Raw genomic sequence first — 26,341 nt, 5'->3', positions numbered from 1 at the left:
TGAATCGTGTCCGTGCGCGGTGCTCTGTCTAGAGTGCTGGGCATGGCCGTGCACCTGACGAAGATCTACACCCGGGTCGGCGACGACGGGACGACGGGACTGGGCGACTTCTCGCGGGTCCCCAAGACGTCGCCGCGCATCTCCGCCTACGCCGACGTGGACGAGACGAACGCGGCGCTGGGCGTCGCCCTGGCGCTGGGCGGCCTGGCCGACGACGTGGCCGCCGTGGTGCGGCAGGTGCAGAACGACCTGTTCGACGTGGGCGCGGACCTCTGCACGCCGATCGTGGAGGACCCCGAGTACCCGCCGCTGCGGGTGACCCAGCCGTACGTCGACCGCCTGGAGGGGTGGTGCGACGAGTTCAACTCCCGGTTGGGGAAGCTGTCGTCGTTCATCCTCAACGGGGGCACGCCGGGCGCCGCGCTGCTGCACCAGGCGCGCACGATCGCGCGACGGGCGGAGCGCTCCACGTGGGGGTTGGTCGAGGCCGAGGCCGAGGCGACGAACCCGCTGACGGCCAAGTACCTCAACCGGTTGTCGGACCTGCTGTTCATCCTGGCGCGGGTCGCCAACCCCGACGGGGACGTGCTGTGGCAGCCGGGCGGCGGCCGCGAGGCCCGCTAGGAGGCCCAGGGGATGGAGCGGCCCGGGGGGGCCGACTCCAGCCACGACAGGAAGCCGGTCAGGGCGTCCGGGCCCATCGCGATCTCCACCTCGCCCTTGGCGCTGCGGCAGCGGAGGACCACCGCGCCCGCGGGCATGGCGTACCCCTCCAGCGGGGTCGGCTCGCGCCGGTCGTCGATCTCGAAGCCCTCGCGGGAGATGGTCACGTCCGGGCCCGGCCCCAGGCCCAGGCTCAGCACGCGGTGCCAGACGAACTCGTCGCCCCGGTAGTGGCCGACGCCCAGGTGCCAGCCCCGGCCGGTGTCGTCCACGCGGGCCCTCAGGGCCACGTGCACGCCGCCGGCGCGCAGGAGGCGGACGCGGCGCCACGCGGAGTACGCGAGGACCACCACCGCGACGAACAGGACCACCCCGACGACTTCGGCGATCCCCACGGCGCTTGTCCGCTCGTCCGCGTCAGACCGCGTGTCCGGCGGCGCGGAGTCGCGCCAGCGCCCGTACCCGCTCGGCCTCGTCGTCGCTGCCGACGTTGCCGCGGGCCCGCTCGACGTCGATCTCGCCGGCCAGTTCGGCGTTCTCGGCGAGGATGCTCACGCCCTCGCCGGTGACGGAGAGGAACCCGCCGTGCACCGCGGCCGTGACGAGCTCGCCGTCGGCGGTCCGGATGCGGACCACGCCGCCCTCGACGAGCTGGCCCAGCACGGGCTCGTGCCCGGGCAGGATGCCGATCTCGCCCTCGAGGGTCTGCGCGACCACCGAGGTGGCCGTGCCGGACCACAGGCGGCGTTCCACGGCGACCAGCTGGACGGTCATCTCGGCCACGCGCATCTCCCTCGTCGACTGGAGTCCAGTGCAGTCTAAACGGTGGCCGGAAGGGTGTGCCGCACCAGCCACCCCCAGGTGTGCTCCGCGTGCGGCACCACCCTGGTGGCGCACGCCCCGGAGGTGGCCGCCGGGGCCGTCACTAGGGCGAACGCGCGGATCACGGCACGCGCTGTGATCAGCGTCCCACCGACCGGCGGAGGTGCCTTTCCGGTGAGTGGAAGACTGGGCGCGTGACGACACCGAAGGCGCTGCTGGACCGGGCGTTCTCGCTGCTGTCGGTGTTCAGCGCGGACCGGCCGGCCGCGACCCTGTCGGAGCTGAGCCGCCGCTCCGGGCTGCCCCTGAGCACCACGCACCGCCTGGTGGCGTCCCTGGTGGACCTCGGGGCCCTGGAGCGGGGCGCGGACGGCCGGTACTCGGTGGGGCTGCGGCTGCTGGAGCTGGGCGTGCTGTCGCCGGGCAGCCTCGACCTGCGGGACCGGGCCGTGCCGTTCCTGGAGGACCTGTACGAGGTGACGCGGCACAACGTGCAGCTGGCCGTGCGCGACGGCGCGGAGGTCGTGTACGTGGAGCGCATCTCGGCGCGCGACGCGGTCAACGTGGTCACGCGGGTGGGCAGCCGGATGCCGCTGCACTGCACGGGCGTCGGGCTGGTGCTGCTCGCCCACGCGCCGGCGGACGTGCGGGAGGCCGTGCTGGCGGCCCCGCTGCGGAGGTTCACCCCGAGGACGATCACCTCGGCCGGGCCGCTGCGGGAGGCCCTGGCGCGGGCGCGGCGGGACGGTTACGCGATCAGCGACCGGCAGATCGAGCTGATCACGTACTCGGTGGCGGCGCCGGTGCGCGGTCCGGGCGGGGACGTGGTGGCCTCGGTGTCCGTGGTGGTGCCCACGGGCACGCGGACGGACACCGTCGTGCCGGCGGTGCGCGCCTGCGGGCTCGCGATCTCGCGGGCCCTGGGCTGGGCCGGGTAGGCCGGAGGGCCGCTCCCGACGCGGGAACGGCCCTCCGGTGACGGCCCGACCTACTTGCCGGCGAGCTTCTTCGCGTTGGCTTCGACGTCGTCGAGACCGCCGCAGGAGAAGAAGGCCTGCTCCGGGTAGTGGTCGAACTCGCCCTTGCAGACGCGGTCGAACGCCTCGATCGTGTCCTTGATCGGCACGAACGAGCCCGGCTGGCCGGTGAACTTCTCGGCCACGATGAAGTTCTGGCCGAGGAAGCGCTCCAGGCGACGGGCGCGGCCGACGAGGACCTTGTCCTCCTCGGACAGCTCGTCCATGCCCAGGATGGCGATGATGTCCTGCAGCTCCTTGTACTTCTGCAGGATGCGCTTGACCTCCTGCGCCACCCGGTAGTGCTCCTCGCCGACGATGGTCGGCTCCAGGATCCGGGAGGACGAGGACAGCGGGTCCACCGCCGGGTAGATGCCCTTCTGGGAGATCGGACGGGAGAGCTCCGTCGTCGCGTCCAGGTGGGCGAAGGTGGTGGCGGGCGCCGGGTCGGTGTAGTCGTCCGCGGGCACGTAGATCGCCTGCAGCGAGGTGATCGACTTGCCGCGGGTCGAGGTGATCCGCTCCTGGAGCTCGCCCATCTCGTCCGCCAGCGTCGGCTGGTAACCCACGGCGGACGGCATGCGGCCCAGCAGGGTCGACACCTCCGAGCCCGCCTGGGTGAAGCGGAAGATGTTGTCGATGAACAGCAGCACGTCCTGGCCCTGCACGTCGCGGAAGTACTCCGCCATCGTCAGGGCGGACAGCGCGACGCGCATGCGGGTGCCGGGCGGCTCGTCCATCTGGCCGAACACCAGGGCGGTGTCGTTGAGGACGCCCATCTCCTCCATCTCCAGGAGGAGGTCGGTGCCCTCACGGGTGCGCTCGCCGACGCCGGCGAACACCGACGTGCCGGAGAACTCGCGGGCGATACGGGTGATCATCTCCTGGATGAGCACCGTCTTGCCCACGCCCGCGCCGCCGAACAGGCCGATCTTGCCGCCCTTGACGTACGGGGTCAGCAGGTCGATGACCTTGATGCCCGTTTCCAGGATCTCGGTCTTGCCCTCGAGCTGGTCGAACGACGGGGCCTTGCGGTGGATGCCCCACTGCTCGCCGTCGCGGCCGAGGCCGGGCTGGTCGAGGCAGTCGCCCAGCGCGTTGAACACGTGGCCCTTGACGACGTCGCCGACGGGCACGCTGATCGCCGCGCCGGTGTCGGTGACGGTCGCGCCGCGGACCAGGCCGTCCGTCGGCTGCATCGAGATGGTGCGGACCAGGTTGTCGCCCAGGTGCTGGGCGACCTCCAGGGTCAGCGTCTTGGCCACCGCTTCGTAGGTGATCTCCACGTGCAGGGCGTTGAACAGCTCCGGCACCGCGTCGCGCGGGAACTCCACGTCGACGACGGCACCGATCACCCGGACCACACGGCCGGTGCGGGTGGTGGTGGCAGTAGCACTCATGTCACTCATCACTTCCTGCGCCACCGGTAAGCGCGGAGGCGCCACCGACGATCTCGCTGATCTCCTGGGTGATCTGGGCCTGGCGGGCCGCGTTCGCCTGGCGGCTGAGGTTGCGGACCAGCTCGGTGGCGTTGTCCGTCGCCGCCTTCATCGCGGTCCGGCGGGCCGCCGACTCCGAGGCCGCCGCGTCCAGCAGCGCCGCGAACAGGCGCGTCTTGACGTACTTGGGCAGCAGCGCGCCCAGCAGCGTCTCGACGTCCGGCTCGAAGTCGTAGAGGGGCTGGAGCTTCGGCGCGTCGTCGTAGTCCACGACCATCGGCGCGATCCGCCGGACGACCGGGGTCTGGCTCAGCATCGACTGGAACTCGGTGTAGACGACGTGCAGCTCGTCCACGCCCAGGACGCCGTCGGGGCCGGGGTCCGCGCCCTCGTCGTCGCTGCCCGCGACGAACGCCTTGACCAGCGCGTCGCCCGCCTCGTTGGCGTTGACGTACTGCGGCAGCTGCGAGAAGCCGGTCCACTCCGCCGCGATCTCGCGGCGGCGGAACCTGTAGTAGCCGACGCCCTTGCGGCCGACGACGTAGAGCACGGGCTCCTTGCCCTCGGACCGCAGCAGCGAGAACAGCTCCTCGGCGGCCTTCAGCACGTTGGCGTTGTAACCGCCGCACATGCCCTTGTCGCTGGTCACGACGAGCACGCCGGCGCGCTTGGGCTCCTTGCGCTCGGTGAGCAGCGGGTGGTCGAGGTTCGCGGAGGCCGTCGCCAGCGAGGAGAGCACGCCGGTGATCTCCTCCGCGTAGGGCTTCGACGCCAGGACCCTCGTCTGCGCCTTGGCGAGACGGGACGTGGCGATGAGCTCGTACGCCTTCGTGATCTTCTTGGTCGAGTTGACCGACCTGATCCTCTGGCGCAGCTCCCGGATCTGTGCCGCCATGCCTACGTCACTTCTCGGTCGGAGCCGGTCGGTTGACCTTCACCGACTCCTGCCCGACCTTGTCGGCGTCCATCGCGTCGGCCGGGACGTCGACGACCGACGTGCCGTTCGAGGCGGTGAACTGCTGCTTGAAGGAGTTGACGGCGTCCACGATGCCCCGCTCCGCGTCGTCCGACAGCTTCTTGGACTCGCGGATGCCGGACAGCACGGCCTCGTGGGAACGCCGCAGGTGGTCCAGGAACTCGGCCTCGAAGCGGCGGACGTCGCCCACCGGGATCGAGTCGAGGTGGCCCTTGGTGCCGAGGTAGATGGAGACGACCTGCTCCTCCATCGGCACCGGCGAGTACTGCCCCTGCTTGAGCAGCTCGACCAGCCGGGCGCCGCGGTCCAGCTGGGCGCGCGAGGCGGCGTCGAGGTCCGAGGCGAAGGCGGAGAACGCCTCCAGCTCGCGGAACTGCGACAGGTCGAGGCGCAGCGAGCCGGAGACCGTCTTCATCGCCTTGGTCTGCGCGGCGCCACCGACGCGGGACACCGAGATGCCCACGTTGACGGCCGGGCGCACACCGGCGTTGAACAGGTCCGACTCCAGGAAGCACTGGCCGTCGGTGATGGAGATGACGTTGGTCGGGATGTACGCCGACACGTCGTTGGCCTTGGTCTCGATGATCGGGAGACCGGTCATCGAGCCGCCGCCCATGTCGTCGGACAGCTTCGCGCAGCGCTCCAGCAGGCGCGAGTGCAAGTAGAAGACGTCGCCCGGGTACGCCTCGCGGCCCGGCGGGCGGCGCAGCAGCAGCGAGATGGCGCGGTACGCCTCCGCCTGCTTGGTCAGGTCGTCGAAGATGATCAGGACGTGCTTGCCCTGGTACATCCAGTGCTGGCCGATGGCCGAGCCGGTGTACGGCGCGAGCCACTTGAAGCCGGCCGAGTCGGACGCGGGGGCGGCGACGATGGTGGTGTACTCCAGCGCGCCCGCCTCCTCCAGCGCGGCCTTGACGCCCGCGATGGTGGAGCCCTTCTGGCCGACGGCGACGTACACGCAGCGGACCTGCTGCGTCGGGTCGCCCGAGTCCCAGGCCTTCTTCTGGTTGATGATCGTGTCGATGCAGACCGCGGTCTTGCCGGTCTTGCGGTCGCCGATGATCAGCTGGCGCTGGCCGCGGCCGATGGGGGTCATCGAGTCGATGGCCTTGATGCCGGTCTGCATCGGCTCGCCCACCGGCTGCCGCTGCAGCACGGACGCGGCCTGGAGCTCCAGGGCGCGGTTCTCGTCGGCCACGATGTCGCCGAGGCCGTCGATCGGCTGGCCGAGCGGGTTGACCACGCGGCCCAGGAAGCCGTCGCCGACGGGCACGGAGAGCACCTGGCCGGTCCGCTTGACCTCCTGGCCCTCTTCGATCTTGTCGAAGTCACCCAGGATGACCGCGCCGATCGTGCGGACCTCCAGGCTGAGGGCGACACCGAGCACGCCGCCGGGGAACTCCAGCAGCTCGTTGGTCATGGTGCCGGGCAGACCTTCGACGATGGCGATGCCGTCGTAGGTCTCCGCGACGACGCCGACCTCTTCCCGGGTGACCTCCGGGGAATAGGTCGAGACGTACTTCTCGATCGCACTGCGGATCTCGTCCGACGAGATCGTCAGCTCCGCCATGTCGTTCCTGCTCTCACTTCGTTTGCGGGAAAGGGGCTCTTGGGCCGCGGTTCCGTTGTGGGTCAGCCGGCGATGTCGCGGCGCAGGGCCGCCAACCGACCGGCCACGCTTCCGTCGATGACTTCGTCACCGATCTTGACGATGAGACCGCCGCGCAGGGCGGGGTCCACCTCGACGTGCAGTGCGATCGGCCTGGAGTAGATGCGGGTCAGCGTGGCTTCGAGTCGGTCCTGCTGCGCCGCGTCCAGTTCGACGGAGGAACGAACGTGGGCGACGGAACGTTCCCGGCGCTTGGCTGCGAGCGACGCGAGGTCGCCGAGGCCGTCGACGATCCCCCGACCCCGCGGCATGCGGACGAGGTGGTCCGCCAGGGTCTTGGTGATCGCGTCGACCTTGCCCGCGATGAGACCGTCGAGCAGCGCGATCCGGCCGGCGGAGTCCGTCGACGGGTCGGACAGCGCGCGCTCCAGCCCGTGGTTGCCCGCGATGATGCGGCCGAGCCGGAACAGCTCGTCCTCCACCGCGTCGAGCCGGCCGTCGCGTTCCGCCCGCACCAGCAGCGTGGTGCGGGCCAGCGACTCGATGCCGTCGACCATCTCGCGCGGACCCGACCAGCGGGCGGCGACGACCATGGTCAGCACCTGGAGGGTCGGCTCGCCGAGCTTGTCGGCGAGCAGGCCGCGCAGCAGCTGCTCCCGGACCGCCGGCTCGGAGGAGTTCTCGGCCAGCGCGCGGCGCAGCGCGGGCTGGCCGGACAGCAGGCCGACGACCGCGAACAGCTCGTCACCCAGCTTCGCCAGCTGCCCGCTGGCCTCGGTGCCGGTCGTGCCGTCCACGATCTCCAGCAGCCGCAGTTCTGCGGCTGCCAGGGCGTCTCGGCTAGCGGCGTGCAGCGTCATCGGCCTTCCCTCACTTGACGGCCGGAGCCGACGTGCCGTCGAGGTCCGCGAGGAACCGGTCGACGGTGCCCCGACGGCGGACCTCGTCCTCCAGCGACTCGCCCACGACCCGCTCGGCGAGGTCGATGGCGAGTCGGCCCAGTTCACCGCGCAGCTCCGCGACGATCTGCGCGCGCTGCGTCTCGAGCTGGGTCTGACCCTGCGCGACGATCCGCGCGGATTCCTCCTGCGCCTTGGCCCGCAGCTCGGTGACGATCTGCTCGCCTTCCATGCGGGCGTCGTCACGGATGCGAGCCGCCTCGGCACGTGCCTCGGCCAGCTGCGCCTTGTACTGCTCCAGCGCGCGCTGGGCCTCGACCTGGGCCTGCTCCGCCTTCTCGATGCCGCCTTCGATCTTGGCGGCCCGCTCCGCGTACATCGCCTCGAAGCGCGGCGTGACGAACTTCTTGATGATGAAGAAGAGCAGGAGGAAGGCGATCAGGCCGATGACGATCTCGGCCGGGTGCGGCAGGACCGGACTCGGCACCTCTCCCGCAGCCACGATGAGTGGATTCATCACAACCGTCTCCTTATGCGATGAACGAGGACTCAGCCGGTGGCGAGGAAGAAGACGACGAAGCCGAGCAGGGCGAGGACCTCGACGATGGCGAAGGTCGTCCAGGCCAGGCCCAGCAGGACGCCGCGGGCCTCGGGCTGGCGGGCGGTGCCGTTGATGACCGAGGAGAAGATCATGCCCACACCGAGGGCCGGGCCGATGGCGGCGAGGCCGTAGCCGATGGCGGCCAGACCGGCGTCGGTGATGCCGGTGGCAGCTTCCTGCGCAAGAACGAGAGCGCTCACTTGTGCAGTTCCCTTTCCAATTCGGTCCGCGACCGTTCGCCGCGGATCGGAGGCTTGCTTTTTCTCAGTGCTCTTCCGCCAGCGCGGCGCCGATGTAGCCGGCGGACAGCAGAGCAAAGATGTAGGCCTGCAACACCATGATCAGCGCTTCCAGGAACGTCAGCGCGATGGCGAAGAGGAAGGAGATCGGTGCGACGACGACCGTCACGCCGCCCGAGAACAGGAGGGCTTCACCGGCGAGGGTGAACACCATCAGCAGGAGGTGACCCGCGAACATCGCCGCGAACACACGCAGGGCGAGCGTCAGCGGGTTCAGGATGAACTTCTGCAGGAACTCGATCGGGATCAGCAGCGGGAGCACGAACCACGGCGCGCTGGGCGGCATGGTCTGGTGCTTCAGGTAACCGAGGAACCCGTGGCGCTTGAACCCGACGAAGTGGTAGACCGGGTAGATCACCAGCAGCGAGACCGCCAGCGGGAACCCGATGTGGGACATCGTCGGGAACTGCACGAACGGGATGATCCCGAACAGGTTGTTCACCAGGATGAAGGTGAACACGGTCAGGATGAGCGGGATGAACGGCTTGAAGTCCTTGCTGCCGATCTGCTCGCGCGCGATCCCGTTGCGTCCGACGTCGTAGAGCGACTCCGCCAGGAACTGGAACTTGCCCGGCACGAGCTTGAGGTTGCGGCTCGCGGCGAGGAAGAAGGCGGCGATGATGAAGATCGACAGCACCACCAGGACCATCGGCTTGGTGACTTCGCCGAAGATCGGTGGCAGGAAGAAGTCCTTCACACCGGGCGCGACGAACTCACCCGCAGCCAGCACCATCGTGGTCACTGTGTTCCTTCCGGTTCTCCCGGCCGGCGTTCACTCCACCGGGGGAATCGTCACGATCTGGACAGAACGTACCTTACGGACTGCAAGCGCCTACGAGAGGCACCCCACACTTCCGGGTGTCCCGTCCTGCGCGAACCGTACCAGCCGGTAGATCAGGTATTTCCGGGGGTGGGGATGACCATCTGACTGCGACTGCGCTTCGAGGCGCGCACCTCCATGAAGGTGGTCACCACGATGGTCGCGACGGTGGTCAGCGCGAGCGCGTTGACGTGCAGCTCGGGGAACCGCCGGAGCAGCAGGAGCACGCAGAACAGCAGGATCAGCTTGCCCATGAACCCGCCCAGCGCGGCCACCATGACGAACTGCACGGGCAGCGCCGCGGTCTTGCGCATCAGGACCAGCGTGCCCACCGAGGACAGGCACGCGATCACACCGCCGATCAGGGCCGACACCAGACCCGTGGCGCCCGCGACGACGGTCCACACCACCAGGCAGACGACGACGGTGGCCAGCGCCGCCCACATCGCGCCGCGGAACATCTCACCCGCGAGGCGGCGGACGACGGCGTCGTGCGTCCACTCGTCGCCTTGAGCGTTGTCCTGGGCCATGCCACCCCTTCCCACCGGTCGGGACCGAGTGTAAAAGGGGGGTCGTCCGCACCCCTCCATCGGGGGGTCAGGAGCGACGCACCTCACGGAGCCTGGGGATCGCGGAGACCAGCAGCGCCAGCAGGAGGGCGATGCCGAAGCACCACGCCACGACCGCGACGTCGAAGATCGTCAGGGCCACCGCGCCGAACGCGAGCACGCCCGCCCACAGGTAGATGAGCAGCACGGCGCGGCGCTGCGAGTGGCCGATCTCGAGCAACCGGTGGTGCAGGTGCATCTTGTCCGCGGAGAACGGGCTCTCGCCGCGCCGGGTGCGCCGGACCACGGCCATGAGCAGGTCGAGCATCGGCACGAACAGCACGGCGGCGACCACCACGAGCGGCGAGAGCAGGCCGAGGACGTCCTCGGCGCGCACCGACTCGTAGTTGATCTTCCCGCTGGCCGAGATGGTGGACGCGGCGAGCATCAGGCCGATCAGCATCGACCCGGAGTCGCCCATGAAGATGCGCGCCGGGTTGAAGTTGTGCGGCAGGAAGCCCAGGCACGCGCCGGCCAGCGTGGCGGCGATCAGGGCGGGCGGGTACGCGCCGACGTCACCGCCGTTGTTGGACAGCAGGCCGATGGAGAACACGCAGGTCGCGGTGGCGGCGATGAGGCCGATGCCGGCGGCGAGGCCGTCCAGGCCGTCCACGAAGTTCATCGCGTTGACCATCGTCACGGCCAGCAGCACGGACAGGATCGCGCCCTGGTTCTGGTCCAGCGACAGCAGCGACCCGGTGCCCTCGCCGTCGTCGCCCCACGGCACCCAGAACAGCAGCCACTGGAGACCGAACAGCACGAGGATGCCCGCCGCGGTGACCTGGCCGGCGAGTTTCGTCAGGGAGTCCAGCTCGAAGCGGTCGTCGAGCACGCCCACCAGGACGATCACGCCGCCGCCCACGATGACCGCGTACGGGTCGTAGGAGAAGTCGAACGCCGACCGCAGCACGGGCAGCTGGTGCGCCAGCAGCATGCCGCCGAGCACACCGCCGTACATGGCCAGCCCGCCCATCCGGGGCATGGGTTTGACGTGCACGTCCCGCGAACGGGGGTAGGCGACCGCGCCGATCCGGAACGCCAGCGCGCGGACCAGGCCGACCAGCAGGAACGTCACGACGGCGGCGGTCAGGGCGACGAGCAGGTACTCCCGGACGGGGAGGACGTTGGACACGGCAGGCAACGGGCCCACGGCAGGCTTAGCCCCTCGAAGCCGGGATGTCGGGCGGTGCGGCCACCACGCTACTCCGATCGTGAAGATCCACTAGCGGGCGACCTCGACTTCGACGCCCAGCGCCTTCGAGACCTCGGCCACCGGCACCGCGCCCTCGCGGAGCACGACGGGGTCCGGACCGGTCAGGTCCACGATCGTCGACGCGACGTTCTCGGCCGACGGGCCGCCGTCGAGGTACACGCCGACGTCCTCGCCGAGCTGGTCCCACGCCTCCTGCGCGGTGCCCGCGGGCGGGAAGCCGGACTTGTTGGCGCTGGAGACGGCCATCGGGCCGACGTCGCGCAGCAGCTCCAGGGCGACCGGGTGCAGCGGCATGCGCAGCATGACCGTGCCGCGGGTCCGGCCGAGGTCCCAGGCGAGCGACGGCGCGTGTTCGAGCACCAGCGACAGGCCGCCCGGCCAGAACGCCTCGATCAGGGCGCGGGCCTGTCGGGACACGCTCAGCACCAGGCCGTCGATGGTGGTCCAGGAACCGACGAGGACGGGCACCGGCATGTCCGGCCCGCGCCCCTTGGCCTCCAGCAGCGCGCGCACGGCGGCGGCGTCGAACGCGTCGCAGCCGATGCCGTAGACGGTGTCGGTGGGGAGGACCACGAGGCGCCCGGAGCGCACCGCGCCCGCCGCGGCGGCGAGGCCGGCCGCGCGGTCGTCCTGCACGGCGCAGTCGTAGATCGTGCTCACCCGCCTGATCCAAGCACAGCACGGGCCGTGTCCGGCGGCGGAGGTCACAGACCGGGTCTGCGCACCGATCGGGTGTCGAGCGCCCAGCCGCGCCTGCGGTGCGCCAGGACGAACCCGAAGACGAGCGCGGCGCCCACCGCGACCCCGGCCGCGGTGACCCCCGCGCTGCCCACCGCGCCGCCGACGAAGGGCAGCACGAGCACGGCCAGCGCGACGACGGCGGTCTGCCCGACGCCCGGTTCGACCCACCGCCACCGCTCCGCCTCCTCGGCGCGCCCGCGCAGGTCGAGGGCGAGGGCGACCAGTCCGGGGTCGGGCCGCAGGGCGAGGACCTCGTCGGCGAGGGCGTGGCACTCGGCGGCCTGTCGCCGGGTGCGGATGGCCAGACCGCCGTCGTCGGTGACCGCGCGGACCTCGGCGCTGCGCGCGACGAGGGCGAGGGCCAGGTGCCCGCGCAGCACGTCGGCGGTGCCGGGGTCGGGGGTCGAGCCCAACTCCCGGCGCACGTGGGCGACGACCCGCTCGGCGTTGCCGTCCTGCAACACCGTGCCGAGTGCGGTGAGCGAGCGGCCCACCCGGTCGTCGACGGGGTCCGGGGCGCGCGCGACGTGGTCGGCCACCAGCGCCCGCAGGAGGCGCCACTCGTCGGGCGGCCGTTCGAGCGGTTGCTTGACACGCATCGCCGGTGCTCCGATTTACTCGCCGGAGGTGGACGTCGCAGACTATCCCGGGGGCGAGGCGGCAGGTGCGCGTGGAGAACCGGTGGGGCGCGTTCCCGGTGGCGCTGTGCGCGGCCGTCGCGTACGCGGTGGTGGGCGGCGCGGCGGGCGTCCTCGCGCTGCGCGCCGCCACCCCGGTCACCCCGCCGCCCACCGCCGAGGCTCCCCCGCTCCCCGCGGTCACCGTGCCCCCGTCCGCCGCCCCGACGACCGCCGCCCCGACGACCGCGCCCCCGTCCTCGGCCCCGACGCCCGTGCCACCGGGCTTCCGGGCCGTCAGCGCACCCGGTGGCCTGAGCACGGTCGTCCCGGCGTCGTGGTCGACCTCGACGGGCACCGCGGTGACCACCCTGGTGGCCGTGGACCCGGCGGACGCGCGCCGCGAGGTGCGGCTGGGCGGAGCCCCGGTCACCGATCCGGCGAAGACCCTCCCGGCCCGCATCACCGAGGCCGCGGCGGACCGGGAACGCGAGGCCGGCCACTCCCGGATCGCGCTGTCGGAAACCTCGACCCGCGGTTTCCCGGCGGTCCGCTGGGAGTTCGAGGAAGGCTCCGACCGGGGTCCGAAGCGGGTGGCCGCGACGTTCTGGGAAGTGGGCGGCGTCGAGTACGTGCTCTACGCGGCGGGCCCACCGGACGAGTGGGGGACGACCCGTGAACTGCTGGACGTGATGATCCGGCACGCCACCCCGTGAACGACCGCGACCGCGCCGGGTCGGACCACCCGGCCCGGCGCGAGTCGACGTCCGATCAGCAGAGCTTGCCGTTGTACCAGGCGTCGATGTACTGCGGCCGAGGACCGATCAGGGTCTCGCCGGGGCCGACGCACATCTCGAAGTCCCGGTAACCACCGACGTTGATCTGGTCGACCCAGATGACGACCCGGGTCGTGCCGCAGTGGTTGTAGTAGAGGCTGAACACCCCGAACGAACCGCAGGCCGCGGGTGCCGCTTCCTGCACCGGGGCCTGGGCCCGAGCCGGGGCGGCGGCGGCCGGAGCGGTCAGGCCGACGGCCAGCGCGACCGCCGCGCCCACCGTCGCGAATGCCGCGGAAAATGCCTTGCGCATACGTTCCCCCTTTGTCCTCGTTCGACGAAATCATTGCCTACGTGCCACTCCACGCTAAGGCCGACAATTTGCCGTGAACAAGCTCCGCACTGCGAAGCACACGAACGGAGCAACTCGGGAAAAGGCCTTTCCGACGTCCTCCCGACAGGCCGCGGTGGAGCTGCGCGCAATTGTCGGAGATCAACACCGGTCCTTTGAGGACCAGGAAGGCGAACGGAGGCCGGCGACGCCGGCGGCACGGCCGCCCGACGGCGGGCGGCACGCGTCCCGCGCGCGGGACACACGCCGTGCACCCTCCCGGGAATCGCTCCCGGATTCGGGTGCGAATTCTCCGCCGCGGTTCCACCCCGCACCTCGGAGCTCAGGGACGCGGTCCCCGCGGCGGTCGGGGCGAGCACAGGGCGGCGCAGGTGGTCACCAGCGCCGCGAGGACGAGCACGGTGGTCGCGATGTCGACCAGTACGCCGAGCAGCCAGTCGAAGAGCATGGTCAGTCCCGTGGTGTGGTGGCCTTCCGGGCGGGTACGGGCGCCCGGGCACGTCGCCGCGAGCGCAGGCTGGTCACGGTGACGACGGCGAGGACGCCGACGATCACGGCCAGGGAGACGGGGGTGGGGATCTCCGGCACGGCGGGCCAGGTGCCGTGCGCCCAGTGCAGCACCAGCTTCACCCCGATGAACGCGAGGATGACGGCCAGCCCGTGGTTGAGGTGGACGAGCTTGGCGAGCGCGGTGTGCAGCACGAAGTACAGGGCGCGCAGGCCGAGCAGGGCGAAGGCGTTGGTGGCGAACACGAGGTAGGGGTCCTCGGTGATGCCGTAGACCGCCGGCACCGAGTCGACGGCGAACACCACGTCGGTGGCGAACACCGCGACCACCACGACCGCCAGCGGTGTGAGCGCGCGGCGCCCGTGCTCGCGCACGGTCAGCCGCGCGCCGCGGTAGTCGTCGGTGACCGGCATCAGCCGGCGCAGCAGCCGGACCACCCGCAGCCGGGAGACGTCGCGCTCGGCGCCGCCGCCGGTCGACACCTCCTGCAGCAACTTCACCGCCGAGGCGAGCAGGACCAGTCCGAACACGAGGAACGCCCAGGTGCCGGCCGCCAGCATCGCGGCGCCTGCCGCGATGAACGCGCCCCGCAGCACCAGGGCGCCGACGATGCCGTAGAGCAGGACGCGCTGCCGCACGTCGGCCGGCACGGCGAAGGCGGCGAGCAGCAGCATGAACACGAACAGGTTGTCCACCGAGAGGGACTTCTCGACCACGAACCCGGTGGCGAACTCCACCGCGGGGCCGCTGCCGAAGGCGTTCCACAGCCAGACCCCGAACACGACCGGCAGGGCGAGGTAGAACACCGTCCAGCCCACCGCCTCGCGCGCCGACACCTCGTGCGGGCGGTGGGTGACCGCGAAATCCGCGAGGAGCAGCGCGACCAGGACGGCGATGCTGACCGTCCACAAGCCCGCGGACCCGATGGACTCGACCGGACTCGCGGCCGCCGCGGCCGACGCGGACATCGAACCTCCCGGACACCGGAGTGGTTCGAGGTCTCCTTCACCCCCGCGGGGGCGGCCTCCCGGGGGCGCCGAGGGACGTCCGTACTGACCGGGCAGACGCTTGGGAAGTACTCCCCTCAGCGCTCAGTATCGTCCGGCTCCACCACGGCGTAAAGACATACAAAAGGGAAAAAACAGACACGACCAGGTACACCGTCGTGACGCTGCGTGCACAGAGGCCCGCCGAGGGCGGGCTCACACCCGGCGCGCGGAGGTCCGCGGGTTCCGCGCGGTGCGGTGGGAATCCGAGGAGTCGGGCGCGGACCGCGGTCGCGTGTCGGGAGACCGGCGGGACCGAGTACGCGGCCTGCGCCTCCGGACCGGTCGGGTGCCGGCCCGCGACCGGGGACCTGCTCACCGCGGTGGTCGACGCCTCCCGACCCGACCGCACGAAGGAACCACCACCGGGCCGCAATCGTACGGATCGGTTCGCCGCCGGTCGGCCGATCACGTCGGGGTACCGATGGGTGGCGCGCGCGGGGGCCGGGCACGGTCCTCGCGCCGGAGGGACCAGGGCGACGGGATGAGACGAGCGGGACACGACGTGCGCAACACGGTGAACGCGGAGAACGTCGAGACCGCCGTCCTGGCGGGCACCACCCGGGGCGGGGTCGTCGGCAGGCTCTACCGCTTCACCGTCGAAATGCCCCCGGCGGTGCGCCGAGCCGTGGTCGCGCTCGTCGTGACCGCCCTGCTCGCCGGCGGCGCGCACGTGGTGCCGACCTGGGTCCTCCCGCGGTTCGCGCCGACCTACAAGACGGAGTTCCTGGTCGACTTGTCCGGTGCGGACGGCGCGTCCGACGATTTCGCGGCGAGCGTCGAGTCCCCGGGCAAGGCGCTGGGGAACTCCGGCGACGACGACGCGATCGCGCTGCGCGGGTTCGGCGGGGAGTGCGGCGCGGAGGGCAACACCACCCGGCTCGTGGACTTCGGCACGGGCAACCGGGACGAGATCGCGGCGGCGGTGCGGGCCGCGTCCCCCGTGGGGAGCGCGACGCTGCTGCGCGGGGTCGTCGAGGCCACCGCCGACTTCTCGGCGCCGTTCTCGCAGGACGCCGAGCAGGTCAACCGCATCATCGTGATCACCCGCAACGGCGTCGACGCCTGCGACGACGACCGGGACTTCGTCGAGCGGGAGATGCGCGACCGGGTCGCGGCGGCCGGGCTGGAGATCGAGTTCCGGTTCGTGGGCTACCAGCTCGCCGACGACCACCGGGACAACCTGGCGAAGCTCGCCACCACCGTGGACGCCACGTCGCCGCTGCTGCCCGACTCTCCCGACGAACTGCGCGCCGCCCTCGACTGGGTGACCGACGTCGAACCGGTGCTGCGGTCCGCGAACCAGGTCGTCAACGTCTTCGACCCCGCCGTGGCCAAGCTCAACGAGGCCGTGCGGGCCATCGCGGACGGCCGCCTCGACGTCGCCGACCGGACCATCGACGACATCGCCCCGGTCACCGCGGACGCGGAGTTCGAGAACCTGCGCAGCCGGGCGCGGACACCGGCCGCGATCGACCTGCACGCGGAGACCCTCGAACTCCGCGACCGGCAGGGCCAGGTCGTCGAGGAGGCGCGGGGCCTGCTCGCGGCGGCGCGGTCCGGCACACCCTTCGGCGAGCGGTTCGAGGCGTTCCAGCGGGCGGCGGAGGACTACAACGCCCAGGTGGACGTGATCAACGAGGTCCTCGCCGCGCTGCCCGCCACGAGCCCCGGGGCGACGCGGTGACCGCCCTCGCCACCCGGCGGCGCCGGGTGCTCGCCGCCGTGGTCGTGGCCGTCGTGCTGGCCGGGTGCGTGGCCGCCTACCTGGTGGTGCGCGCCGTCCCCGACCACCGGACCACACTGCTGGTGGACGCCTCCGCGCCGGGCGCGGACCTCGGCCCGGTCGCCGAGGCGGTGCAGGCCGTGGCGCACAACACCGGCAGCCGCGACGCGCTGACCCTGCGCCGCTTCGGTGGCGAGTGCGGTGCGGCGGACAACACCGACGAGGTGGCCGACGAGGTCTCGGAGGTGCCCGGCGCGGTGCGCGGGCTGACCCCGTCGGGGAGGGCGACGCTGCTCAGCGGGGTGCCGGCGGCCGTCGACGACTTCTCCGGGCTCCACCCGTTCCGCGGTTCGCGGCGCAACCGGATCGTCATCGTGTCCTCCACCGGCGTGGACGCCTGCACCGAGGACCAGGCGGAGGTCTCCCGCGCGATCCGCGACCGCGTGGCCGCCGCCGGGCTGGAGCTCGACATCCGGGTCGTGGCCCACCGGGTGCCCGAGGACCAGCGCGGGTCGCTGGAGCGGCTGGCGGGCGAGCAGGCCGTGCGGTCGGTGACCTTCACCGAGGACGCTGCCGGGCTGGTCGAGGAGCTGGACAAGCTGGTCGTGCCCGACTCGCCCGAGGCCGCCCGGCTCAGCGTGCCCCCACCACCCGAGCCGCCCGCGTACGCGTTCGTCTCGCGGACCGGGTTCGGCGTCGCCCGGGGCGAACGGGTGATCGCGGAGGTGCCCGGGGAGTTCGGCTCGTTCGCCGCCTCCGGTCCGGCGTTCACCGCGGACGGCCGGTTCGCCTTCGCCACGTCGCCCACCGGGATCGCCGTGCTCGACGTCGAGGCGGCCGAGAGCCGCACCGTGGCGTGCGGCGACTGCCGGTCGGCGGTGCCCGTGGGCGACAGCCGGATCGCCTGGACCTCGGCGGAGCGGAACCTGCTCGTCCTCGACCTGGGTGAGCCCGGGGCCCGGCCGGGCGTGACCGCGGCGCTGCCACCGCGCCGGGTGCCGGACCCGGACTTCGACTTCCTGGTCCTCCCGCCCAGGGCGCTGGCCGGGGGCGAGGGGGTCGTGCTCGTCGGCTCGCCGGACCAGCCCTCGGGCTACGGCGGACCGGACCTCCTCCACCTGGTCGGCCTCGACGGCTCGGTGCGCGACCTGGGCACGGCCGACGCCAACGTGGGGCTCTCCGGCACCGTCCTCTGACCGGACGGCCGGACGGTCGCCTACGCCGGGACCTGGCACGGCGGGGCCTGCCAGGAGGCCACGTCGGTGGTCGAGGCGGACGCGGCGACCGGTGCTTCCCGGACCGGGCCCGTGGGCGAGTTGCCCGACGGCGGCGGCTCGACCGTGCGGGACCTCTGGTACGACCCGGAGGGCAGGCTGAACGCGATCTACGCGGCCTGGGCGTGCGCGGCGTCCGGCGGCGACCCGACACCGGTCCGGCCCGCGAGCCACTGGCGGCTCGACGGCGGCCGGTGGGTGCTGGTGGACGCGGGGCCGCTGCTGGCCTCGCGCCCGATCGGGGAGGCCGCGCGCCTGGTGGTCGCCGGTCTCGACGAGGGCGCGCGGAGCGGGACGCTCCACGTGGAGGTCGACAACCGGCGGACCGAGGTCGCCACGGAGGTCTCCGCGATCGCGGTGGCGGGCTGAGTCCCGTCAGACCCGGCGCGCGGTGGCGAAGCGGGGCCGGCCGGCCAGGTCGGCGTGGTCGGCCACGTCGGTGAGCACGCGGCGGGCCGACAGCAGGGCCGGGACGCTCTCGCCGTGCGTGTCGTCGTGCTCGATCGCGACGTGCCCACCGGGGCGCAGCAGGCGGGCGGCGAGGGTGACGACGTGCCGGACCACGTCCAGGCCGTCCGGGCCGCCGAAGACGGCCTGGCGCGGGTCGTGGTCGGCGACCTCGGGCTGGACCTCGGTGGCGTCCGGCACGTACGGCGGGTTGCACAGCACCAGGTCCACCCGACCGTCCAGGTCGGACAGCACGTCCGGCGCCGTCACGTCGCCCGCGTGCAGGGTGACGGGGGTGTCGCCGGCGGCCGCGCGGGCGTCGGCGTTGCGCCGGGCCCAGGACAGCGCGGTGTGGTCGCGCTCGACGGCGTGCACGGTCGCCTTCGGGCGGTGGTGGGCGAACGCGAGCGCGAGCGCGCCGGAACCCGTGCACAGGTCCACCACGACCGGGTCCGGGACGCGCACGGCGGACAGCGCCCAGACGAGCAGCAGTTCGGTCTCCGGCCGCGGGATGAACACGCCGGGGCCGACGGCGAGGTCGACGCCGCCGAGGTGGGCCCAGCCCGTGATGTGCTGCAACGGGACGCGCGTCACCCGTCGGCGCACCACCCGGTGCAGGGCGTCCACCACCGGCGGGTCGACCAGCGGGATCAGGGGCAGGCGCGAGCGCTCGACGCCCAGGACGTGGGCGGCGAGGAGCTCGGCGTCCACCCGGGCGCTGTCGACGCCCGCCGCGGCCAGCATGCGTTCCGCTTCGAGGATGGCCAGCCGCAGCGGGTGTCGGGTCATGCGCGCAAGGGTAGGCCGATCAGAAGTTGATCATGTGTCCGGCCAGGCCGTGCACGGCCTCCTTGACGGCCTCGCTGAGCGTCGGGTGGGCGTGCACGTTGCGCGCCACCTCGTGCACCGTCAGGTCCCACTGCTGCGCCAGGGTCAGCTCCGGCAGCAGCTCGGTGACGTCCGGCCCGATCATGTGCGCGCCCAGCAGCTCGCCGTACTTGGCGTCGCTGATCAGCTTCACGAACCCGGTCGGGTCGGCGAGGCCGTGCGCCTTGCCGTTCGCGGTGAACGGGAACTTCGCGACCTGGACGTCGTAGCCCTTCTCGCGGGCCTGCGCCTCGGTCCACCCGAACGAGGCGATCTGCGGCTGGCAGAACGTGGCCCGGGGGATCATCGGGAAGTCCAGCTCCATGGTCTCCGCGCCCGCGATGGTCTCCGCGGCGATGATGCCCATGGACTCGGCGGCGTGCGCCAGCATCAGCTTCGCGGTGACGTCGCCGATGGCGAAGATGTTCGGCGTCGTCGTGCGGCCCCGGCCGTCCACCGCGATGGCGCCGCGCTCGGTGAGCTGCACACCGGTGTTCTCCAGGCCGTAGCCCTCCACGCGCGGCTGGAAACCGATGGCCTGCATGACCTTGTCGGCCTCCAGGACCTCTTCCCCGCCGTCCTTCGACACGGTGACGCGCACCTTGTCGCCGGAGTCGTCGATGGACTCCACGCGGGTGCCGACGCGCACGTCGATGCCGAGGCGCTTGTAGCGCTTGGCGAGCTCGGTGGAGACCTCGACGTCCTCCAGCGGCACCACGCGGTCCATGAACTCGACGATGGTGACCTTCACGCCGTAGTTGTGCAGCACGTAGCCGAACTCGACGCCGATCGCGCCGGCGCCCGCGATGACGATGCTGCCGGGCAGTTCGTCCGACAGGATCTGCTCTTCGTAGGTCACCACCCGGTCGGACAGCTTCGTACCGGGCAGGAGGCGGGTCTTCGCGCCGGAGGCGATGATCGCGTGCTCGAACGTGACGGTCTCGTCACCCACCCGGATGGTGTTCGCGTCGACGAACGTCCCCCACCCGCTGAACTCGGTGATGTTGTTCTTCTTCATCAGGAAGTGCACGCCCTTGACGCGCCCGTCCGCGACCTTGCGGCTGCGCTCGAAGGCGGCGCCGTAGTCGAAGGTCACCTCGCCCTCGACGGTGATGCCGAACGTCTTCCGCTCGTGCGTGAACAGGTGCGCCAGCTCGGCGTTGCGCAGGAGGGCCTTCGACGGGATGCAGCCGACGTTGAGGCACACCCCGCCCCAGTAACGCTCCTCGATGACCGCAGTCTTCAGGCCCAGCTGGGCCGCGCGGATGGCGGCGACGTACCCGCCGGGCCCCGCACCGAGGACCACGACGTCAAAGTGTGCGCTCATGGTGTCAACACTAGGCGCGCAACCGGTCCGACAAGAACTCGACGGTGCGCCGCCACGCGTCCGCGCGGGCGGCGGCGGTCGCGGCGGGCGTGCCGCCCATCCGGAAGCGCACGCCGGGCCCCGGGACCACGGTGTCGGTGGTCGGCCGGTGCGGTGGGCCCGCGATCAGGTGTCCCGCGCCGGGGTACACGACGTGCTCGTGCGGGAACGGGTGGTCGTGCTCGCGCAGCCTGCGCTCGGCGACGGCGCTCAGCTCGGCGCACGGCCACGACTGGTCGTCGCCGGATGAGAGCAGCAACACACCGCCGTTGATCCGCTCGACCGGGATCTCGACGTCCTCGGGGACGCCGTCGGAGAGGTCGAACGCGAGGCGCAGGGGCACCGGCTCGCCGTCGACGACCGCCGCCCGCAGCTCGTCGGGGACCGAGTAGGGCAGGTACGGCAGCGGGCGGCCCCCGGAGGTCCACGACGCGGCCTCGTGCTCGAGCTTCCGGAGCAGGCGCGAGCCGGGACCGACGCACTGCGTCACCACACCGCTGCCGACCACGCTCACCACGGCCTCGACCCGCGGGAACGTCGCGCCGAGCAGGAGCGCCAGCTCCCCGCCGCGCGACCCGCCCAGGACGCCGAGCGCGTCCGCCCGCCCGCCCAGCCACTCCAGGGCGGTCCCGAAGTACTCCAGCGGGATCTCGACCAGGTCGTCGGGCACGCCGGGCGCGCCGAAGTAGGCCAGCGCCAGCGCGGCGAACCCGTGGCTCGCGAGCAGCGCCGCGTCGTCCTCGTGCAGGCCGCCCTCGGAGCCGCCGAGCACGAGGACGCCGGGGTGCGTTTCGGCGTCGGCGGGCTCGAACAGGACGCCCACCAGGCCGCGCTCGGCGACCTCGGTGCGCTTGACCCCGTCGGGGACGGTCAGCCGCTCGACCTCCACGCGGCCGACGCCGCTCGCCTCCACCGCGGCGCCGCGCGGCGTGCCGCCGGTCGGCGTCATCGACCAGAACAACCCCATCGGGTCGACGCCGGAGTAGTCGCCGGACACCGGGGCGTGCCGGGTGAGGTCCACGACACCGCGCTCGTCGGCCCGGAACACCGCCTCGGCGGCCCGGTCGCCGGTGGTGGCGCGCACGGTCACCTCGGCGTCGGGTCCGAGGCCCTCCACGCGGATGCGGAGCGGTGCGTCCAGGGGAGCGCTCGTGGGGGTGACCAGGAGTTCCGCCATCGTGCGCCCCTCTCGTCGATCACCCGCCGGCGAGCCGTTCCGCGCGGTCGGCCGCCGCCAACGCGTCGAGGACCGCGTCGAGGTCGCCGTCGAGCACTTGGTCCAGGTTATGGGCTTTGTACCCGACGCGGTGGTCGGAGATGCGCGATTCCGGGAAGTTGTAGGTGCGGACCCGCTCGGAGCGGTCCACGGTGCGGATCTGCGTTCGCCGGGCGTCCGACGCCTCCTGCTGCTGCTTCTCCTCGGCCAGGGCGGTCAGCCGGGCCTGGAGCACCTGCATGGCGCGGGCCTTGTTCTGGAGCTGGCTGCGCTCGTTCTGGCAGGACACCACGATGCCGGTCGGCAGGTGCGTGATGCGCACGGCCGAGTCGGTCGTGTTGACGCTCTGGCCGCCCTTGCCGGACGAGCGGAACACGTCGACGCGCAGGTCGTTCTCGTCGACCTCGACCTCGACGTCCTCGGTCTCCGGGAACACCAGGACGCCCGCCGCGGACGTGTGGATGCGGCCCTGCGACTCGGTCACCGGGACGCGCTGCACGCGGTGCACGCCGCCCTCGTACTTCAGGCGGGACCACACGCCGTCGGGGCTCGCGTCGCGGCTCTTGATGGCCACCGTGACGTCCTTGAAGCCGCCCAGGTCGGAGTCGGTGCCGTCGAGCACCTCGGCCTTCCAGCCGTGGCGCTCGGCGTAGCGCAGGTACATGCGCAGCAGGTCGCCCGCGAACAGGGCCGACTCCTCGCCGCCCTCGCCCGACTTGATCTCCAGCACGACGTCCGCGCCGTCGTGCGGGTCGCGCGGCAGCAGCAGCTCGGTGAGCTTCTCCTCCAGCGCGGGGACCGCCCGGGCCAGCTGGTCGGCCTCCTCGGCGAACACCGCGTCCTCGGCGGCCAGCTCGCGCGCGGTCTCCAGGTCGGACCTCGCCTGCTCCAGCTCGCGGGCGGTCTTCACGATCGGCCCCAGTTCGGCGTAGCGCTTGCCGAGCTTGCGCGCACCCGCCTGGTCGGCGTGCACCGAGGGGTCGGCGAGCTTCTTCTCCAGCTCGGCGTGCTCGGCCAGCAGGGCGTCCAGCGTCACGGTCTTGGCTCCGGTCTCAGGGGTGGTGCGGAGACGACAACGGCGTCCACCCGCGAATCGGGGTGGACGCCGTTCTGGCAGCTACTTGGCGCGCTTGCCGTAGCGGGCCTCGAAGCGCGCGACCCGGCCACCGGTGTCGAGGATCTTCTGCTTGCCCGTGTAGAACGGGTGGCAGTTGGAGCAGACCTCGACGTGGATGGCGCCGGACGACTTGGTGCTGCGGGTGGTGAAGGTGTTGCCGCAACCGCAGGTGACCTCGGTCGTCACGTACTCGGGGTGGATGCCGGTCTTCAACGTCTCGTCCCTTTCTTCGGTGGCCGCCGGGTCCTCCGCTGATCAGGGAGGTGAACCGGAGCCGGACTCGACCCGACAGTGTGCCAGATCGGCGTTACGTGCACTGCAACGCGAGGGGGTGCCGCGTTGTTCCCGTGCCGCGGGTCACCACCGCTCGCCGATCCCCGTCGACCATTCGGCGCAGGGGGTGACCGTTGGGCTACGGAGAGCAGCACCGGGCGTTGCGCGAACGCCACACTCGTCCCGTGCTGTGCGCTGCCGGACGCCCGCTGCGGTTGACGACGTGGCTGGTCGTCCCCTTCCTGTTCGGCAGTGCCGTCCTGGGCCTCACCGGGCTCGGCGGCCTGCTGCTCGGCGCCCCGTGGCCCCTGGCGCTGTCGAGCCCGGTGTTCGGCGCGGGCGCGGCCGTCGGGGTGGTCGCCTCGGGCGTGGTCGCCTGGACCGCGCCGTGGCAGCGCCGGTGGCTGCGCTGGTCCTACCCGGCGGCGGTGCTGGCCATGGGTGTCGTGCTGGACGGCGTCCTGCTGCCGCTGTGGGTGGGCGCGCTGGTCGGCATGCCGGTGGCGGCGCTGCTGGTCGGCCACTACGTCACCGAGCGCCGACGCCCCGCCGACGCGGCGTTCGCGGGCTCCTGCTGAGGCCCTGACCCGGTACGTCCCGGGAACGACGAGGGCCCGCCCAGCCGGAGCCGGACGGGCCCGTCGCACGAGCGGGACGGTCAGTCGTTGTCCCCACCCGGGGTGGTCTTCGCCACCTGCATCAGGAACTCGATGTTCGTGCGGCTCTTGCGCAGGCGGTCCAGCAGCAGGTCGATGGCCTGCTGGCTGTCCAGGGCGTGCAGGACGCGGCGCAGCTTGTGCATCACGGCCAGCTCGTCCGGGGACAGCAGCAGGTCCTCCTTGCGGGTGCCGGACGAGTCCACGTCCACCGCCGGGAAGGTCCGCTTGTCGGCGATCTTCCGGTCGAGCTTGAGCTCGGCGTTGCCGGTGCCCTTGAACTCCTCGAAGATCACGCTGTCACCCGCGGACCCGGTCTCGACCAGGGCCGTCGCGATGACGGTCAGCGAACCGCCGCCCTCGATGTTGCGCGCCGCGCCGAGGAAGCGCTTCGGCGGGTAGAGGGCGGTCGAGTCGACACCACCGGACAGGATGCGGCCCGACGCGGGGGCGGCCAGGTTGTAGGCACGACCCAGGCGGGTGATCGAGTCCAGCAGCACGACCACGTCGTGACCCATCTCGACCAGGCGCTTCGCCCGCTCGATGGCCAGCTCCGAGATCGTCGTGTGGTCCGACGGCGGCCGGTCGAAGGTGGAGGCGATGACCTCGCCCTTCACCGACCGCTGCATGTCGGTGACCTCTTCGGGGCGCTCGTCCACCAGCACCACCATCAGGTGGCACTCGGGGTTGTTCGTCGTGATCGCGTTCGCGATCGACTGGAGCACCGAGGTCTTGCCCGCCTTCGGCGGCGACACGACGAGCGCGCGCTGGCCCTTGCCGATCGGCATCACCAGGTCGATGACGCGGGTCGTCAGGATGTGCGGCTCGGTTTCGAGGCGCAGGCGCTCGTTCGGGTACAGCGGCGTCAGCTTGGTGAAGTCGGGCCGGTTGCGCGACTCCTCCGGGTCCAGGCCGTTGATCTTGTCGACGCGGACCAGCGGGTTGAACTTCTGCCGCTGCTGCTCGCCGTCGCGCGGCTGGCGCACGGCGCCGATCAGGGCGTCACCGCGGCGCAGGCCGTACTTGCGGACCAGCGACAGCGAGACGTAGACGTCGTTCGGCCCGGCCAGGTAGCCCGACGTGCGGACGAACGCGTAGTTCTCCAGCACGTCCAGGATGCCCGCCACGGGGAGCAGCACGTCGTCGTCGCGCACCTCGGTGTCGGTGTTGCCGCCGACGTCGTCGCCCCGGCCACCGCGGCGGCGGCGGTCGCGGAAGCGACGACCGCGACGGCCGCCCTCCTCGTCACCGTCGTCCGGCGCGTTCTGGCGGTTGCGGTCCTGCCCCCGCTCGCCGCGGCCACCCCGGTCGTCCCGGTTGCGGTCACCCCGGTCGCCGCGGTCACCCCGGTCGCCGCGGTCACCCCGGTCGTCGCGGTTGCGGCGCTCGCCGCGGTCACCCCGTTCCTGGCGCTGTTCGCGCTGCTCGGAGCGGTCGCCGCGGTCCTGGCGCTCGGACCGGTCGCCCTGCTGGCGGTCGCCCTGGGCACGGTCACCCTGCTGGCGGTCACCCGACTGGCGGTCACCCTGCTGGCGGTCGGCCTGCTGGCGGTCGGCCTGCTGGCGGTCGGCCTGCTGGCGGTCGGCCTGCTGGCGGTCGGCCTGCTGGCGGTCGGCCTGCTGGACGTCGGCGGTCGAGGCCTCGGGGCTGCCCGACGGGCGGTTGGCGGAACGGCGACGGCGGTTGCCGCGCCGACCCCCCTCCTCCTCGGCGGGACGCTCGGTGACGTCGAGCTGCTGCTGGGTCGGCTTCTCCACCGGCGCGGGGGCCTCGACGGCCTTGGCCGGGGCGGGCTTCTCCACGACCGGGGCGGACGCCTCGGCCGTCGCGGCCTTCTTGTCGGCCTTCGGCGGCGTCGCGGCACTGCCCCGACCGGAGGTGCCGCCCTGCCGCTCCTTGATGGCCGCGATGAGGTCGCCCTTGCGGAGCCCGGCGGTGCCGGTGATGCCGAGCTGACCCGCGAGTTCGCGGAGTTCGGCGAGCACCATGCCGGAAAGACCGGCGCGCTTGCGCGGCGGGGCGCTGCCGTTCGAAGGGGTGGTCAGAGCGCTCTCCTCAGCTCCGGAACTGGCAGCGGCGTTGGGAGCAGCAGGAGCTTCGCTGCTCAGCACATCGGTGTTGCTCACACATGTCCTTCCTGACCGGACCGCGCCTCCTACGCGGCCCAGCGGACCTGCCGTCCGACGGAATGCGGACCGGCAGTTTCGCCCCGCTTCAGGTGGACCTCATCGGCGCGGAACGCGCGCGGAAGCGGAGTCCTCCGGTACGGGACTTTCGGTCACACGGCGAGCGGGTGCCTTACCAGCGCCGGCCCCGTCCGTACGGCACAGGGCCAAGTCACTGGAGGAATGCGATCCGGAACGAACGTCCGGGCACCACACCGGCGCCCGTGCG

The 26,341-nt window shown here is 72.1% G+C and carries 29 protein-coding genes; 7 read left to right on the top strand and 22 right to left on the bottom strand.

From position 1 onward, the window contains the following. The first annotated feature begins 42 nt into the window (after window positions 1–42). Entirely contained in the window at window positions 43–624 is a 582-nt protein-coding gene (locus CKY47_RS19385; protein ID WP_306747294.1) for a cob(I)yrinic acid a,c-diamide adenosyltransferase, read from the top strand. Here CKY47_RS19385 and CKY47_RS19380 read toward each other — a convergent pair. Both CKY47_RS19380 and CKY47_RS19375 read right to left on the bottom strand, forming a co-directional pair. Next, on the bottom strand, window positions 621–1,058 hold the full coding sequence (locus tag CKY47_RS19380; protein WP_306747293.1) for a DUF2550 domain-containing protein: 438 nt from the start codon (window positions 1,056–1,058) through the stop codon (window positions 621–623). The genes CKY47_RS19385 and CKY47_RS19380 overlap by 4 nt on opposite strands. Window positions 1,059–1,080: 22 nt before the next feature. Continuing rightward, the gene (locus CKY47_RS19375; protein ID WP_306747292.1) at window positions 1,081–1,446 is read right to left on the bottom strand and encodes a F0F1 ATP synthase subunit epsilon; all 366 of its coding nucleotides are present in this window, start codon (window positions 1,444–1,446) and stop codon (window positions 1,081–1,083) included. A gap of 233 nt (window positions 1,447–1,679) precedes the next feature. Between CKY47_RS19375 and CKY47_RS19370 the strand changes: the two genes are divergently transcribed. Beyond that, window positions 1,680–2,423, top strand: a complete 744-nt coding sequence (locus tag CKY47_RS19370) for an IclR family transcriptional regulator (RefSeq protein WP_306747291.1) — start codon at window positions 1,680–1,682, stop codon at window positions 2,421–2,423. 50 nt (window positions 2,424–2,473) lie between these two features. Here CKY47_RS19370 and atpD read toward each other — a convergent pair whose 3' ends face one another. From atpD to CKY47_RS19315, 11 genes are all read right to left on the bottom strand, one after another. Beyond that, window positions 2,474–3,910, bottom strand: a complete 1,437-nt coding sequence (atpD, locus tag CKY47_RS19365; protein WP_306747290.1) for a F0F1 ATP synthase subunit beta — start codon at window positions 3,908–3,910, stop codon at window positions 2,474–2,476. Then, the gene (locus CKY47_RS19360) at window positions 3,903–4,835 is read right to left on the bottom strand and encodes a F0F1 ATP synthase subunit gamma (protein ID WP_306747289.1); all 933 of its coding nucleotides are present in this window, start codon (window positions 4,833–4,835) and stop codon (window positions 3,903–3,905) included. The genes atpD and CKY47_RS19360 overlap by 8 nt, the downstream gene beginning before the upstream one ends. Before the next feature lie 7 nt (window positions 4,836–4,842). Next, window positions 4,843–6,486, bottom strand: coding sequence for a F0F1 ATP synthase subunit alpha (atpA, locus tag CKY47_RS19355; protein ID WP_306747288.1), 1,644 nt, complete (start codon window positions 6,484–6,486; stop codon window positions 4,843–4,845). Between the two features lie 62 nt (window positions 6,487–6,548). Then, window positions 6,549–7,385, bottom strand: coding sequence for a F0F1 ATP synthase subunit delta (locus CKY47_RS19350; RefSeq protein ID WP_306747287.1), 837 nt, complete (start codon window positions 7,383–7,385; stop codon window positions 6,549–6,551). Window positions 7,386–7,395: 10 nt separating this feature from the next. Then, window positions 7,396–7,941 carry a F0F1 ATP synthase subunit B gene (locus tag CKY47_RS19345; RefSeq protein ID WP_306747286.1) on the bottom strand — a complete coding sequence of 182 codons (546 nt, stop codon included), beginning with the start codon at window positions 7,939–7,941 and terminating at the stop codon, window positions 7,396–7,398. Between the two features lie 32 nt (window positions 7,942–7,973). Then, window positions 7,974–8,225, bottom strand: a complete 252-nt coding sequence (locus CKY47_RS19340; RefSeq protein WP_306747285.1) for an ATP synthase subunit C-like protein — start codon at window positions 8,223–8,225, stop codon at window positions 7,974–7,976. Between the two features lie 64 nt (window positions 8,226–8,289). Continuing rightward, window positions 8,290–9,066, bottom strand: a complete 777-nt coding sequence (gene atpB, locus CKY47_RS19335; protein WP_306747284.1) for a F0F1 ATP synthase subunit A — start codon at window positions 9,064–9,066, stop codon at window positions 8,290–8,292. Between the two features lie 152 nt (window positions 9,067–9,218). Then, the gene (locus CKY47_RS19330; protein ID WP_306747282.1) at window positions 9,219–9,674 is read right to left on the bottom strand and encodes a Cg1360 family ATP-synthase-associated protein; all 456 of its coding nucleotides are present in this window, start codon (window positions 9,672–9,674) and stop codon (window positions 9,219–9,221) included. A gap of 67 nt (window positions 9,675–9,741) precedes the next feature. Beyond that, on the bottom strand, window positions 9,742–10,902 hold the full coding sequence (locus CKY47_RS19325; RefSeq protein WP_371320698.1) for a glycosyltransferase family 4 protein: 1,161 nt from the start codon (window positions 10,900–10,902) through the stop codon (window positions 9,742–9,744). Window positions 10,903–10,974: 72 nt separating this feature from the next. Beyond that, complete coding sequence (locus tag CKY47_RS19320; protein ID WP_306747281.1) at window positions 10,975–11,625, bottom strand: L-threonylcarbamoyladenylate synthase; 651 nt, start codon at window positions 11,623–11,625, stop codon at window positions 10,975–10,977. A gap of 44 nt (window positions 11,626–11,669) precedes the next feature. Continuing rightward, window positions 11,670–12,305, bottom strand: coding sequence for a hypothetical protein (locus CKY47_RS19315; protein ID WP_306747280.1), 636 nt, complete (start codon window positions 12,303–12,305; stop codon window positions 11,670–11,672). 65 nt (window positions 12,306–12,370) lie between these two features. Between CKY47_RS19315 and CKY47_RS19310 the strand changes: the two genes are divergently transcribed. After that, the gene (locus CKY47_RS19310) at window positions 12,371–13,039 is read left to right on the top strand and encodes a serine/threonine kinase C-terminal domain-containing protein (RefSeq protein WP_306747279.1); all 669 of its coding nucleotides are present in this window, start codon (window positions 12,371–12,373) and stop codon (window positions 13,037–13,039) included. A 55-nt stretch (window positions 13,040–13,094) separates the two neighbouring features. Here CKY47_RS19310 and CKY47_RS19305 read toward each other — a convergent pair whose 3' ends face one another. The 3 genes from CKY47_RS19305 to CKY47_RS19295 all read right to left on the bottom strand — a co-directional run bounded on the left by CKY47_RS19305 (window position 13,095) and on the right by CKY47_RS19295 (window position 14,927). Then, window positions 13,095–13,412, bottom strand: a complete 318-nt coding sequence (locus tag CKY47_RS19305; RefSeq protein WP_306747278.1) for a DUF6355 family natural product biosynthesis protein — start codon at window positions 13,410–13,412, stop codon at window positions 13,095–13,097. A 361-nt stretch (window positions 13,413–13,773) separates the two neighbouring features. Continuing rightward, on the bottom strand, window positions 13,774–13,899 hold the full coding sequence (locus CKY47_RS19300) for a hypothetical protein (protein WP_306747277.1): 126 nt from the start codon (window positions 13,897–13,899) through the stop codon (window positions 13,774–13,776). Between the two features lie 2 nt (window positions 13,900–13,901). Continuing rightward, the gene (locus CKY47_RS19295) at window positions 13,902–14,927 is read right to left on the bottom strand and encodes a TerC/Alx family metal homeostasis membrane protein (RefSeq protein WP_306747275.1); all 1,026 of its coding nucleotides are present in this window, start codon (window positions 14,925–14,927) and stop codon (window positions 13,902–13,904) included. A gap of 562 nt (window positions 14,928–15,489) precedes the next feature. Here CKY47_RS19295 and CKY47_RS19290 point away from each other — a divergent pair. From CKY47_RS19290 to CKY47_RS19280, 3 genes are all read left to right on the top strand, one after another. Then, window positions 15,490–16,692: a VWA domain-containing protein gene (locus tag CKY47_RS19290; RefSeq protein ID WP_306747273.1), complete on the top strand. Its 1,203-nt coding sequence runs from the start codon at window positions 15,490–15,492 to the stop codon at window positions 16,690–16,692. Further along, window positions 16,689–17,927 carry a hypothetical protein gene (locus CKY47_RS19285; RefSeq protein WP_306747272.1) on the top strand — a complete coding sequence of 413 codons (1,239 nt, stop codon included), beginning with the start codon at window positions 16,689–16,691 and terminating at the stop codon, window positions 17,925–17,927. Before CKY47_RS19290 ends, CKY47_RS19285 begins: the two co-directional genes overlap by 4 nt. 111 nt (window positions 17,928–18,038) lie before the next feature. Next, window positions 18,039–18,374 (top strand): hypothetical protein, encoded by a 336-nt coding sequence (locus tag CKY47_RS19280; protein WP_306747271.1) that lies wholly within the window; start codon window positions 18,039–18,041, stop codon window positions 18,372–18,374. 6 nt (window positions 18,375–18,380) lie between these two features. Here the strand turns inward: CKY47_RS19280 and prmC are convergent, their stop codons facing one another. The 5 genes from prmC to rpmE form a co-directional block, all read right to left on the bottom strand. Continuing rightward, on the bottom strand, window positions 18,381–19,241 hold the full coding sequence (prmC, locus tag CKY47_RS19275; protein ID WP_306747270.1) for a peptide chain release factor N(5)-glutamine methyltransferase: 861 nt from the start codon (window positions 19,239–19,241) through the stop codon (window positions 18,381–18,383). Between the two features lie 19 nt (window positions 19,242–19,260). Then, a complete protein-coding gene (lpdA, locus tag CKY47_RS19270; protein ID WP_306747269.1) occupies window positions 19,261–20,646 on the bottom strand; it encodes a dihydrolipoyl dehydrogenase in 1,386 nt (461 codons plus the stop codon). 10 nt (window positions 20,647–20,656) lie between these two features. Beyond that, on the bottom strand, window positions 20,657–21,862 hold the full coding sequence (locus CKY47_RS19265) for an acyl-CoA thioesterase/bile acid-CoA:amino acid N-acyltransferase family protein (RefSeq protein ID WP_306747267.1): 1,206 nt from the start codon (window positions 21,860–21,862) through the stop codon (window positions 20,657–20,659). 19 nt (window positions 21,863–21,881) lie between these two features. Continuing rightward, window positions 21,882–22,937, bottom strand: coding sequence for a peptide chain release factor 1 (gene prfA, locus CKY47_RS19260; protein WP_306747266.1), 1,056 nt, complete (start codon window positions 22,935–22,937; stop codon window positions 21,882–21,884). An 81-nt stretch (window positions 22,938–23,018) separates the two neighbouring features. After that, entirely contained in the window at window positions 23,019–23,231 is a 213-nt protein-coding gene (rpmE, locus tag CKY47_RS19255; RefSeq protein WP_306747265.1) for a 50S ribosomal protein L31, read from the bottom strand. Window positions 23,232–23,476: 245 nt separating this feature from the next. Here rpmE and CKY47_RS19250 point away from each other — a divergent pair, with 245 nt between their 5' ends. Beyond that, complete coding sequence (locus CKY47_RS19250) at window positions 23,477–23,869, top strand: hypothetical protein (RefSeq protein ID WP_306747264.1); 393 nt, start codon at window positions 23,477–23,479, stop codon at window positions 23,867–23,869. 80 nt (window positions 23,870–23,949) lie between these two features. On the opposite strand, the gene rho is transcribed toward CKY47_RS19250, so the two are convergent. Continuing rightward, window positions 23,950–26,073 (bottom strand): transcription termination factor Rho, encoded by a 2,124-nt coding sequence (gene rho / locus CKY47_RS19245; RefSeq protein ID WP_306747263.1) that lies wholly within the window; start codon window positions 26,071–26,073, stop codon window positions 23,950–23,952. Between the last annotated feature and the right edge of the window lie 268 nt (window positions 26,074–26,341).

The organism is Saccharothrix longispora (assembly GCF_030852425.1).
Lineage (GTDB): Bacteria > Actinomycetota > Actinomycetes > Mycobacteriales > Pseudonocardiaceae > Actinosynnema > Actinosynnema longispora.
The sequence above is the reverse complement of the archived record's forward strand: the minus strand, read 5'-3'. Positions and strand labels throughout refer to the sequence as shown.